The following is a 13459-nucleotide window of genomic DNA, read 5'->3' as shown; positions in this document are numbered from 1 at the left end:
TTATTCCTGATCCAGGTCGGCGCTTTTCTGCGCGATGGCCATGGCCGTGAGGATTTTTCTGTAGCCGGTGAATTCGTTGCGCGCATGCACGCTGAGGATGTTATCGAGCAGGACCACGTCGCCCTTCTCCCAGGCGAACTCCACCATCACCTCGCGGTAAATGCCTTGCAGGTGGCGGATCACCTCGTCGGGAATCGGCGAGCCGTCGCCGAAGAAGGTGTTCTGGGGCAGATCCTGCGGGCCGAATTCACGCAGCAGGTTGTCGCGGATGCTGTCCGGCAGGGTCAGCGCATTGAAGAAGGTGCCGTGGTTGAACCAGATGCGCTCGCCGCTCAGCGGGTGGCGCACGATGGCCGGGCCGTTCTGTCGGGTACGCAGGCGGTTGCCGGATTTCCACTCGGCCTGGATGCCGATCTTGCCGCAGTAGGCTTCGACCTCGGCGCGATCCTCGCTCTGGAACACCGTCTGCCACGGCAGCCCCATGCCGTCGCCGTAGTTGCGCACGTACATGATGCGTTTACGGGCAAACTCTTCGCGCACCGCCGGGTCGATCCGCTCCAGGATCCGGCGGGTATCACCGAATGGCGTTTCTCCGCCGGTGGTCGACGGGGTGTCGCAGTAGAAGTACAGGTGACGCGGGAATACCGGCGAATACGAGTGTTCGTTGTGCGGGAAGATCTTCTCCGGCGCCGGGTAATCGGTGGAGCTGTAGATCTTGAACTGGCCGCTGATCTGGGTCCGTGGCGAGGCGCGGAACAGGTACTCCAGGGCACCGCCGGAAATCCCGTCGACGCAGCGATTGAACTCGCCGATATCGGCCACCTGGAAACCGCGGAACAGGATCACCGCGTGTTCCAGCAGCTTGCTTTCGATCAGCCCGCGATTCTGGCTCGCCCACTCCTCCAGGCTCACGCCGGACACGGCCGGACGACACACCAGCGGCAGGCTGTGGCCTTCGAACATCGGCGAAAAGCTCACCAGCCGCGTCGGATCAGTGGACAGGCTTTTGCGGGCACCACGCCCCATCCTGGGAATGGACTTGGTCGTTGAAACGGTCATAAACCCCTCCGGAAAATGATGACGGCGACGCCGGCTGAATCAGTCCGCCGTGATTTGTGCGGCCGGCGCGCCACGGTTCGCCGAGCGCCGCTTGATCGCCATGGCGCCGCCGAGCAAGGCCTTGCGTTGCTCGCTCAAGCGCGCATCGGCGCGGCGTTGCACGGCGCTGGCCAGGTTCAGCAATTCGCCCACCGACAACCGGTCACTGCGCAACAGCGCCTCCAGCACCGCCTGAATCTGCTCGAACAGACTTTCCAGCGTGCTCGGCAGGTACTGGCCCGCCGGTGTCTCGAAGCTCAGGTGGATGTGCTGTGCGTCGTTGTAGAACGCAGCGACCATGCCGATCTCGGCGGCCTGCCGCCCGGACGGGAAGTCTTCGACTTGCAGGCCCTCCATCGACGGCAGGCGAGCGACGCCTTCCTGGTAAATCAGCTTGATGTCGAACAACGGCGAACGTCCGGCGCGGCGCGGCAGGCGCAAGGCCTCCACCAGACGCTCGAACGGCAAATCCTGATGGTCCGAAGCCTCCAGCACCGCTCGGCGACAAGCGTCCAGCAATTGCGCCGCCGACTGCTCGGCATCGACCTCCACTTGCAGTACCAGTTGGTTAACGAAGAAGCCGACCATTTCTTCAAGCCCGGCTTGATTTCGATTGGCGATATCGGTGCCGATGCGCACACGACTGACCTCGGTACGCTGGCCCAGGACCAGGGTGAAACCGCTCAGCAGCAGCATGAACAGCGACACATCGCGCTGCCGGGCAAAGTCGCGCAACTGCTGGCTCAGTTCGGCACTGAAGGTGAAATGCGCACCGGCACCTGCTGGCGCATTGCGCTGGTCACCGTCGGCGGGCAACGCCAGCACCGCTTGCGGCTCAGCGAGGCGTTGCTGCCAGTAATCGAGCTGGCGTTGCAGTTCACCGCCCTGCTCCAGCCACTGGCGCTGCCATTTGGCGAAGTCGGCGTACTGCACGCTGTGCGCCGGTAGTTGCGGGATTTCGCCACGGCAGAGGGCTGGGTACAGCGTGGCGAATTCATTGATCAGGACGCGGAACGACCCATCATCGGCGACGATGTGATGCATCGTCAGCAGCAGCACATGCTCTTCCTCCGCGACCCGCAGCACCCGCACCCGCAGCAACGGACCGTGGCGCAGGTCGAATGGCCGGGCGACTTCTTCGCGGGCCAACCGTTGTGCTTCGGCGTCCGGCGCCGGCAGATGCCGCAGGTCGCTGTCGACAAAACTCAACGGCAGTCGCGGGTGCACCCGCTGCCAGGCCTGGCCGTCTTCTTCATAAAAGGTGGTACGCAACACCCCGTGACGCTGCACCAGGGTTTCGAAGGTCTGGCGCAAGGCGCCGAGGTTCAACTCGCCCCGCAGGCGCAAGGCACCGGGCATGTTGTACATCGAACTGTGCGGTTCCAGGTTCCACAGGAACCACAGGCGCTGCTGGGCAAAGGACAGCGGCGAGCGTTCGCCAGAGGTGTCGGCCACCAGCGGCGGGCGCTCGCAGGTGTGTTGCAGCGCCTGCACCTGAGCGGCGAAATCCTCAAGGCGCGGATGTTCGAACAGGCTGCGCAGGCTCACCGACAGACCCAGGCGCTGGCGGATCCGCGAGACGATTTGCGTCGCCAGCAACGAGTGCCCGCCCAGTTCGAAGAAACTGTTTTCGCGGTCGACGCGACTGACCTGCAACACCTGCTGCCAGATCAGCGCCAGCTCGATTTCCAGTGCACCTTGCGGCGCACTGCCGGCCTCGGCTTCCCAGACCTGCGGTGCCGGTAACGCGGCGCGGTCGAGCTTGCCGTTGCGGTTGAGCGGCAACGCGCCCAGCACCACCAGTTGCGCCGGGAGCATGTAGTCCGGCAGGCGCTCACCCAGGGCGCGGCGCACGGTGTCGGTGAGTCGACGCGCATCCGCCGCCAGCAGCTCATCGCTGGCCGGCACCACATAGCCGATCAACTGCTTGCCGCCAACGCCTTCGTGCACCAGCACCGCGGCTTCGCTGATCATCGGCAGGCCTTGCAGGTACGCTTCGAGCTCCCCGAGCTCGACCCGGAAACCACGGATTTTCACCTGGTGATCGATTCGTCCCAGGTACTCCAGCGCACCGTCTTCGCGATAACGCGCCAGGTCGCCGCTGCGGTACAACCGCGCACCCGGTGTGGCGGAAAACGGATCGGCCATGAAACGCTCGGCACTCAACCCGGGACGCTGGTGATAGCGCTGGGCGAGGCCGACGTCGCCGCCAATGCACAATTCGCCGACGCAACCGCTCGGCAGCAGGTGCCCTTCACTGTCCAGCACATACAACGCACGCCCCGGCAGTGCTTTGCCGATGGGCACGCCAAGGTGATTGCGGGTATCGGCCAGCGTGCATTCGTGGGTGCTGGACACCACCGTGGCTTCGGTTGGCCCATAGGTATTGAGCAGGCGCACATCGCCCAGACCGGCCGCGTGCCACAGCTTCAAACCTTCCAGCGACATGGCCTCGCCACCAACGTGGACCTGACGCAAGCGCCCCTTGTCCCGCTGCGGTTGCGCGGCCCATTCCTGAGCCAAGAGGAACCAGTAGGCCGCCGGCAAGTCCGCCAGGGTCACGCCCTGTTCGATGATCTGGCGATAGAGGGTATCGGTGTCCCACAGTTCATCGCCGCGCAGCACCAGCGCCGCGCCCACGCACAACGGCGGGTAGCACTGTTCGACAAAGCCGTCGAAGCTGAACGTGGCGAATTGCAGTACGCGGTCTTCGGGGACCAGTTGCGAATAGTCCGCGGCAATCACGCAAAACTCGCGCAGCGCGGCGTGGGCCAGGCATACGCCTTTCGGGCGGCCGGTGGAACCTGAGGTGTAGATCAGGTAGGCGAGGTCTGCGGCACTGGCGAGGTTTTCCGGGTTGTCCATGGAGTAACCCTCGGCGCTCGCCTCCAGTGCCAGGCGCGGCAGACCTGGCGGCAGCGCTACATCGGTCAGCAGCCCAGGTTGCGCCAGCAGCAGGTCCATGGCGCTGTCTTCGATCATGTAGGCCAGGCGCTCGGCCGGGTAATCCGGATCGAGCGGCACATAACCGGCGCCGGCCTTGAGGATGGCCATCAGGCTGACGATCATCTGTGCGTTGCGCCGCACCGCCAGCCCCACTCGCTGCCCCGGCGCCACACCGTGGGCGCGCAGGCGATGGGCGAGCTGGTTGGACTGCGCGTTGAGCTGGGCGTAGGTCAGGCGTTCGTCACCGACGATCACCGCCAGTGCGTCGGGCGTGCGAGCCGCTTGTCGCTCGAAGCGCTGATGGGCCAGCAACGGGCTGTGGATTTCCGGCGCAGGCGCACGGGAGCACGCCAGCACCCTGGCCCGGGCCTCAGGGTCCAGCAGGCTGACCGCGCCCAGTGCCTGTTGTGGCTGTGCGACGAACTGCTCCAGCACCTGCACCAGGCTGGCGCCCAACTGGTTGATTTGCGTGGCACTGAACAGGGTTCGGTCAAAACTGAAGTCCAGGCGCAAGGTGGCGCCGACTTCGATACCGAGGGTCAGCGGGTAACTGGTGATCTCGTGATTGTGCAGCGCGCCGAAGGTCAGCCCCGCCGGCGCCCCTTGCTTGAGGGCCTCGGCCACCGGGAAGTTCTCGAACACCAGCAGGCTGTCGAACAGCGCCCCCTGTTGCCCGGCCCAACCCTGGATGTCGTACAGCGGCACGTGCTCGAATTCGCGCAGGCGCAGGTTCAGGGCTTGCAGGTCGTCGAGCCACCGCGCCACCGAGTGCCCGGCTTGCGGTGCGGCGATGATCGGCAAGGTGTTGATGAACAGCCCCAACTGCTGCTCGATGCCCGGCAGCGGCGCGGAACGTCCGGCAATGGTGGCGCCGAACGCCACACAGGAGTGGCCGGTGTAGCGCTGCAACAACAGGCCCCAGGCGCCTTGCAGCAGCGTATTGAGGGTGACTTTCCGCTGGCGGGCGAAATCCCTCAGGCGCTGTAGTGCGGCGCTCTCGAGGATCAATTGATGCTCGCCCATGCCCCGCCCTTCGGCGGGCGTCGGCAAGGCTTGTGCCAGCAGCGTCGGCGTTTCCAGCGGCACCAGCGCTTGTTTCCAGAACTGCTCGGCGGCCAGCAGCGGCTGCTGTCGAATCCAGCCGAGGTAGTCGCGGTACTGCCCCAACGGTTGGGTCGGCGACTGGCCGGCATAGTGCTGGATCACTTCGCCCAGCAACTGCGCGTTGCTCCAACCGTCCATGAGGATGTGATGGCTGGTATGGATCAGGTGCCAGTCGTCATGGCTTCGACGCACCAGCAGCAGGCGGAACAACGGCGCGGCGCTGAGTTCGAAGCCGCGACTGCGCTCCTCGGCGGCCAATGCCTCGAGGTCGATGTCGGCCGCTTCGATCACTTGCAGTTGCAGGTCGACCTGGCGGTGAATCACCTGGTGCGCGCACTCGAGCCCCAGCCAGTGGAAGCTGCTGCGCAGGATGTCGTGACGCTTGATCGCCGCCTGCCAGGCCCGGCCGAACGCCGCCAGTTCCAGCCCCTGGATGTCCAGGCGCAACTGATTGATGTAGGCCTCGGCCTGGGGTTCGTACAGGGTGTGGAACAGCATGCCCTGTTGCATCGGCGTCAGCGGGTAAACGTCCTCGATGGCCGGCACCGGGACGGGCAAGGCATCGAGTTGTGCCTGGGTGATGCGCGCCAGCGGGAAGTCCGACGGCGTGACCTGACCTGCCGCTGTCGTGCAGCAATGCTCGATCAGTGTCTTGAGTTCTTCGCCATAGGCATCGGCCAGTTGCTGTACGGTGGCCTCGGCAAACATGTCGCGGCTGAAGCCCCATTGCAGCGAGAGCTGCCCGCCATAGACCTGGCCTTCCACGGTCAGCCAGTTGGCCAGCGGCGCATCGTCGCCCTGGGCCTGGCCGCCACTTTCCGCAGCCGGGACGAACAGCGCGGCGTCATCGAACTGACGATCGAACTGCCCCAGGTAATTGAAGGTGATGCGCGGCGTCGGCAAACCTTGCAGGGCCTGGCGCTGCGCCGGTTCGCCGAGGTAGCGCAGCAGTCCATGGCCCAGGCCTTTGCCGGGAATGGCGCGCAGTTGTTCCTTGATCGCCTTGATCGAGTTCGCCGCCCCGGCTTCGGGTTGCAGGCGCACGGGAAACAGGCTGGTGAACCAGCCGACAGTGCGGCTCAGGTCGAGGTCGTCACCCAGGTCTTCGCGGCCGTGGCCTTCGAACTGGATCAGCGTCGAGCCCTGCCCGCTCCAGCGGCAGATGACCCGCGCCAACGCCGTGAGCAACAGGTCGTTGACCTGGGTGCGATAGGCCGCCGGCGCCTGTTGCAGCAATTGGCGGGTCAGTCCGGTGTCGAGTTTCGTTTCGACTTTGTGCCCGTGGCACTGCTGCAAGCTACCCTGGGGGTTGTCGCATGGCAGGTCGCGGGCATCCGCCAGTTGCGCCTGCCAGTACGGCATTTGTTCAAGCAGGGTGCCGGCATGCCGTTGCAAGTGCGCGGCCCAGGCTTGCCAGGCGCTGGTTTTCTCGGGCAATGCCACTTGCCGGTAAGCCTGTTGCAGGTCTTCGAGCAACACCCGCCACGACACCCCGTCCACCACCAGGTGATGGACCACCAGCAGCAGGCGCTGGCTGCCATCGTCGAGGCTGAGCAGCAAGGCGCGCAGCAACGGCCCGTTCGCCAGATCGAGGCTGCGTTGCGCTTCATCACAGAGGGCGGTCACGGCTTCGGCCGCAGACGCATGACGTAGCCACAACTCAGCGGACTCGACGGGCCCGGCATGGTGCTGCCGCCAGCCTTCGGAGCCGTCGATAAAGCGCAGGCGCAAGGCGTCATGGTGATTGATGACGGCCACCAGCGCTCGCTCCAGCGCCTGCGGATCTAGCGCTTCCCGGGGTGTCAGCAACAGCGATTGATTCCAGTGCTGACGCTGGGCGATGGCCTGTTCGAAGAAGTAATGCTGCGCTGGAGTCAGGATCACCTCGCCGCTGACCGGGCCTTGATCGATGGTACTGCGGCTGTCGAATGCCGCGACCAGCGCCAGGCTGCGCACGGTCTGGTACTGGAACAGGTCCCGCGGACTGAGACGGATACCGGCCTGGCGGGCGCGGCTGACCACCTGGATGGAAATGATCGAGTCGCCGCCGAGTTCGAAGAAATTGTCCTCGAGCCCAACCCGCTCAACGCCCAGCACCTCCTGCCAGATCTGCGCCAGCGTGGTCTGCAGCGCATCTTGCGGGGCGACGAATACCTGTTGCGGCGCGGCGTCGGGTTGCGGCAAGGCCTTGCGGTCGAGCTTGCCGTTGGCGGTCACCGGCAAGGCGTCCAGCGGCATCAGGTAGGTGGGCACCATGTATTCCGGCAGGCCGCCGAGCAGCCAGGCCTTGAGGGTTTGCGGCCACTGTCCATCGACATCGGCGTTTTCCAGCACCAGATACGCCACCAGATGCTTGCCGCCCTGCACCAGCACCACGGCTTCACGCACCAGCGCGTGCTGCATCAGGCGCGTCTCGATTTCCCCCAGCTCAATGCGCAGGCCGCGCAGTTTGACTTGATGGTCGAGACGTCCGAGGTATTCGATCACGCCGTCCGCACGCTGGCGCACGCGGTCGCCGGTGCGGTACAGGCGTGCACCGGCATGGAAGGGGCACGGCACGAAACGTTCGGCGGTCAGCGCCGGACGCCGGTGATAGCTGCGCGCCAGGCCGGCACCGCCCAGGTACAACTCCCCCGCCACACCGACCGGAACCGGCAGCAATTGCGCATCCAGCACATGGGTGCGCAGGTTGGCGATGGGCCGACCGATGGGCACGCTGTCGGCGCCTTCATCGATACAGGTCCAGTGGGTCACGTCGATGGCCGCCTCGGTCGGGCCATACAGGTTGTACAAGCCTGCGCCGGGCAGCTTTTTGAACACCTGCATTTGCGCATCGAGCGGCAAGGCTTCGCCACTGCAGGCGATGCGCTTGAGGCTGGTGCACCTCTCGACACCCGGCTCGTGGATGAATGCCTGGAGCATCGACGGCACAAAGTGCAGCGTACTGATGCGGTAGTCGGCGATGAGGCGGATCAACTGCGCCGGTTCGCGATGCGCCCCCGGCGGCGCCACCACCAGGCGCGCGCCGGTCATCAGTGGCCAGAAGAACTCCCAGACCGACACGTCGAAACTGAACGGGGTTTTCTGCAACACCGAGTCGCTGCCATCGATGGCATAAGCCTGCTGCATCCAGCACAAACGGTTGACCAGCGCCCCGTGACTGTTGCCGGCGCCTTTTGGTTTGCCGGTGGAACCGGAGGTGTAGATCACGTAGGCCAGGTTCAACGGATGCACGTCCACCTGCGGGCAGGTGTCGCTGTAGCCGTCGAGCCAGTCTTGCTCCCGGTCCAGGGCGATGACCTTGATGGCTTTGGGGGGCAAGGCGGCGAGCAGGGAGCTTTGCGTGAGCAGCAGGCTGATCGCGCTGTCGTCAATCATGTAGGCCAGGCGTTCGGTCGGGTACTCCGGGTCCAGCGGTACATAAGCACCACCGGCCTTGTGAATCGCCAACAGGCCGATGACCATTTCCAGGGACCGCTCGACGCAGATGCCTACCAGCACATCCGGACCGACGCCCTGCTCGCGCAAATAGTTCGCCAGTCGATTGGTGCGGGCATCGAGTTGCGCGTAGCTGAGCTGGCGTTCGCCAAACACCAGCGCCGGCGCTTCAGGGGTGCGTTGGGCCTGGGCCTGGATCAGCTGGTGCAGGCACTGCTCGAGCGGATAGGCCTCGGCGGTGCGGTTCCAGTCCTGCACCAGCACCTGTTGTTCCTCGGCCGCCAGCATCGGCATTTCGCCGATTTTTTGCGTCGAGTCGTCGACCATCGCCTGCAACAGTCGTGTCCAGTGCCGGGCCATGCGCGCGATGGTATCGGCGTCGAACAGGTCATTGGCGTAGGTCAGCGCGGCGTGCAGCTTGCCGCCCTTTTCCCAGGTGTCGAGGGTCAGGTCGAACTGGGTGGTGCGGCTTTGCCAGTCGATGCTGCCCAGTACCAGGCCGGAGGCGGTGCTGACCGAGGCCATGTCGGCCACATGCGGCTGGTGGATGTACATCACCTGGAACAACGGCGTGTGGCTGAGGCTGCGCTCGAGTTTCAGCGCTTCGACCAGGCGTTCGAACGGCAGGTCCTGATGGGCCTGGGCGCCGAGGGCGGTTTCCTTGACGGCGCGCAGCAAATCGTCGACCCGGGTCCGGCCGTCCAGTTGGGTACGCAGCACCTGGGTGTTGACGAAGAAGCCGATCAGGCCTTCGATTTCCCCGCGGTTACGGTTGGCGATGGGCACGCCGACGCGGATGTCGGTCTGCCCGGTGTAGCGATGCAACAGCACATTGAAAGTGCCGAGCAGCAGCATGAACAGGGTGATGTTGTGCTTTTGCGCGGTGCTGCGCAGTAGCTCGGCCAGTTGCGCCTCGACCGCGAATTCGTAACGGGTGCCGCGATAGCTCGGCATCGCCGGGCGCGAATGGTCCAGGGGCAATTCCAGCACCGGATGCTCATCGCCCAGTTGCGCCTGCCAGTACGCCAATTGCCGCGCCTGCTCGCCGGCCTCCAGCCAGCGGCGTTGCCACAGCGCGTAGTCGCTGTACTGGATCGGCAGCGGCGGCAGATTCGGTTGTGAGCCGGCATCGAAGGCGTCGTAGCAGCGGATGAATTCGTCGATCAACACGTTCATCGACCAGCCATCGGACACGATGTGGTGCAGGGTCAGCAACAGCACGTGCTCCTGGTCAGCGAGCTTGAGCACGGTGACCCGAAGCAACGGGCCGGTCGCCAGATCGAATGACAGCAGCGATTGCTGCTCTGCGATTTGCGCCACGGCCCGTTCGCGTTCTTCGCCCGGCAGTGCGCTGAAATCCATGTGTTCGATCGGCAGCGGCGCCGTGGCAGGCACTTGCTGCAAGCTGCCGTCGACCTGACGCTGGAACACCGTACGCAGGGTTTCATGCCGCGCCACCAGGCTGGCGAACGCCTGCTCCAGCGCCGACAGATTCAAGCGGCCGGTCAGCCGTACCGCGCCTGGCAAGTTGTAGGCGCCGCTGTGGGGGTCCAGTTGCCAGAGGAACCACATGCGTTGCTGGGCGTATGACAACGCCTGGCGATCCTCGGCCTCGATGCCGGCCGGGATCGGGAATCGGGCGAAATCCACGCCCTCCTTGTGCAAGGCCGCAAGGAACATCTGGCGCTTTTCCAGGGGCAACCCGATAAACCGGCGAGCAAGTTTCAAGGCGTCATCAGCATTCATCTATCGGCATCCACATCAGTAGGCAGCAGGCGCAAAGGCGCGTCGTCCCTGTAAAACGAATGCAGGCGGGAAAAATTAGCGGATGGGGAGAAGTATCAGGAGGGAGTGAAACGCGAAATTCGGGGCTGCTGAAAATCAAAAATGTGGGAGCGAGCCTGCTCGCGAAAACGGTGGATCAGCCAACATCAACGTTGATTGATAAACCGCATTCGCGAGCAGGCTCGCTCCCACAAGGATTGGGTGAAACTTGGGAGTGGTGTTAACCCACGGCAGCCACGGAATGCCGCCGATGATGCACCTCAAGCTGATCCTTGATCACCCGCAGCACCCTGGCCTCTTGCTCATGGATGAAGAAGTGCCCGCCAGCGAGCATGTCCACCGAGAAACTGCCGAGGGTTTCCTGGCTCCAGCCGATCAATTGCTCGGTGGTGGCGCGGTCGGCCTTGCCGCCGAGCACGTGCACCGGGCACTTGAGCAACGGGCGCTGGATCGGTGTGAAACGCCCGCACAACAGGAAGTCCGCGCGCAGTACCGGCAGGGTCAGGCTCATCAACTCTTCATTGGCCAGGATCTCTTCGCTGGTGCCGTTGAGGGTACGCAATTGCTCGATCAGTTCGGCGTCGCTCCTGGGCTGGGCAAAGCCGCGGTCGTAGTCGGCGCGCAGGGTCGGCGCGGCGGTACCCGAGGCGAACAGCACCACCGGTTCCGGGCAACCCAGCGCGCGAAGTGCGTGGGCCATCTCGCAGGCCAGCAACGCGCCCATGCTGTGGCCGAACAGCGCGTACGGCGTCTTGAGCGTGGCTTTCTGCTCATGGGCCAGTTGCAGCGCCAGACGGCGCATGTCGGTGTGCAAGGACTCGCCATAGCGCGCGCCACGCCCCGGCAGCTCCACCGGTTGCAAGGTGAGCCACTGCGGCAGCTTGCGCCGCCAACGGCTATAGACCATGGCACTCGCGCCCGAATAGGGCAGGCACAGCAATGTCAGCTGGGGCACCGGGCTTTCCTCGAAAGTTGTCTGCCTGGAGAACGGACGAGGCGCCCAAGGAATTAGCCATGTGAATAACCCTGTAGGAGCGAGCATGCTCGCGAAGAGGCCCTCACGGCCACCTCGGCACCCAGCCAAATGAACTCTCACCGCCCCCAGCCAGTCAGCTACTTAGGCCCCTGCTTCCCGGAGTTTCGCGACAATGGCTGATCACCCCGAACGCCAAAGCCCCATCGACGCCCACGGCTTCATCGGCGACATGCGCAGCGCGGCGCTGGTCAACGACAAGGGCAGCGTGGATTTTTTCTGCTGGCCGGAGTTCGACAGCCCGTCGATTTTCTGTTCACTGCTGGACACCCCCGAAGCGGGGATTTTCCAGTTGTCGCCGGACTTGCCCGACGCCCGCCGCGAACAGATCTACCTGCCCGACACCAACGTGCTGCAAACCCGCTGGCTCAGTGACCGCGCTGTGATCGAAGTCACCGACCTGCTGCCCGTCGGCGACACCGAAGACGACCTGCCACTGTTGATGCGGCGGATCCGCGTGGTCAGCGGCCGCGCCACGTTCCACATGCGTTGCGCGGTGCGCCATGATTACGCCCGCGCCCACACTCGCGCTCGCATGGACAAGCAGGACGTGATCTTCGACGCCGCCGATCAACCGTCGCTGCGGCTCTCTTCGGATCAGGTCCTGCACATCGACGCCAACGCGGCCGTTGCCGAATTCACCCTCGAACAGGACCAGACGGGCGAATTCCTGCTCGGCGCCCTCGACGATCCGCGCTTCAAGAAAGGCGCCGGCGAACTGTGCCTGCAGCGCACCCTGAAGTTCTGGCGCGACTGGATCGGCCAGTCCAACTACCGCGGTCGCTGGCGTGAGATGGTCAACCGTTCGGCCCTGGCGATGAAGTTGCTGACCTCGCGCAAACACGGCGCCATTCTCGCTGCCGCGACCTTCGGCCTGCCGGAAAGCCCCGGCGGCGAGCGTAACTGGGACTATCGTTTCACCTGGATCCGTGACGCCTCATTCACCGTCTATGCCTTCATGCGCCTGGGTTTCGTCGAAGAGGCCAACGCCTACATGCGCTGGTTGCGCGGGCGGGTCAGTGACTGTCAGGGCAAGCCGATGAAGCTCAACATTCTCTACGCCATCGACGGACGCCAGGAGTTGCCGGAGATCGAACTGGCGCATCTGTCCGGCCATGGTGGCGCACAACCGGTGCGCATCGGCAATCAGGCCTGTGAACAGGTCCAGCTCGACATTTTTGGCGAGCTGATGGACGCGATTTACCTGGTCAACAAGTACGGCGAAGCCATCTCCCATGAGGGCTGGAAACATACCGTGGAGGTGGTGGATCAGGTCTGCGCAACCTGGGAGCAAAAGGATGTCGGCATCTGGGAGATGCGCGGCGAGCAGTACCATTTTCTGCATTCACGACTGATGTGCTGGGTCGCCCTGGACCGCGCCATCCGCCTGGCGTCGAAACGCTCACTGCCCGCCCCGTTCGCCCGCTGGGACCAGACGCGCCAGGCGATCTACGCCGACATCTGGGAGAACTTCTGGAGTGAAGAGCATGGGCATTTCGTCCAGCACATTGGCGGCACCGGCCTGGACGGTTCGATGCTGCTGATGCCGCTGGTGCGTTTCGTCAGCGCCCGCGACCCGCGCTGGCTGGCGACCCTGCAAGCCATCGAAAAGAGCCTGGTGCGCGACGGCATGATCTACCGCTACCGCAACGACGACAGCCAGATCGACGGCCTGCCCGGCAGCGAAGGCGCCTTCGCCGCCTGCTCGTTCTGGTACGTCGAATGCCTGGCCCGCGCCAACCAATTGGACAAGGCCCATCTGGAATTCGAACAGTTGCTCAGGTACGCCAACCCGCTGGGGCTGTATGCCGAAGAGTTCGACAGCCATGGGCGGCACATGGGCAACACACCGCAAGCGCTGACGCACCTGGCACTGATCAGTGCCGCGTGTTTTCTGGACCGGCGCTTGAGTGGGGAAAAGGTTGTCTGGCAGCCTTGAGCGCTCATCAAGATCGGATTTCACCAGTCATCTGTGTAATCCGAGCGCCTACGCTTTTTAAACAAAACCACATGCAACATCCCCGAACCTACCTTGTTGCCAGCTGTTACATCCCC

At 64.4% G+C, this 13459-nt stretch carries 4 protein-coding genes; 1 reads left to right on the top strand and 3 read right to left on the bottom strand.

Annotated elements, in window-relative coordinates; translation table 11 throughout:
- The 3 genes from CAG47_RS25095 to CAG47_RS25085 form a co-directional block, all read right to left on the bottom strand.
- Entirely contained in the window at positions 1–1059 is a 1059-nt protein-coding gene (locus CAG47_RS25095; protein WP_085728488.1) for a TauD/TfdA family dioxygenase, read from the bottom strand.
- A 39-nt stretch (positions 1060–1098) separates the two neighbouring features.
- Complete coding sequence (locus CAG47_RS25090) at positions 1099–10332, bottom strand: non-ribosomal peptide synthetase (protein ID WP_085728486.1); 9234 nt, start codon at positions 10330–10332, stop codon at positions 1099–1101.
- A gap of 259 nt (positions 10333–10591) precedes the next feature.
- Positions 10592–11326, bottom strand: coding sequence for a thioesterase II family protein (locus tag CAG47_RS25085; RefSeq protein ID WP_085728484.1), 735 nt, complete (start codon positions 11324–11326; stop codon positions 10592–10594).
- Positions 11327–11519: 193 nt separating this feature from the next.
- Between CAG47_RS25085 and CAG47_RS25080 the strand changes: the two genes are divergently transcribed.
- Complete coding sequence (locus tag CAG47_RS25080; protein WP_085728482.1) at positions 11520–13343, top strand: glycoside hydrolase family 15 protein; 1824 nt, start codon at positions 11520–11522, stop codon at positions 13341–13343.
- Positions 13344–13459: the final 116 nt, after the last annotated feature.

Origin of the sequence: Pseudomonas sp. R37(2017), assembly GCF_002113375.1 — a bacterium.
Taxonomy (GTDB): domain Bacteria; phylum Pseudomonadota; class Gammaproteobacteria; order Pseudomonadales; family Pseudomonadaceae; genus Aquipseudomonas.
This window is presented reverse-complemented; position numbering and strand designations above follow the sequence as displayed.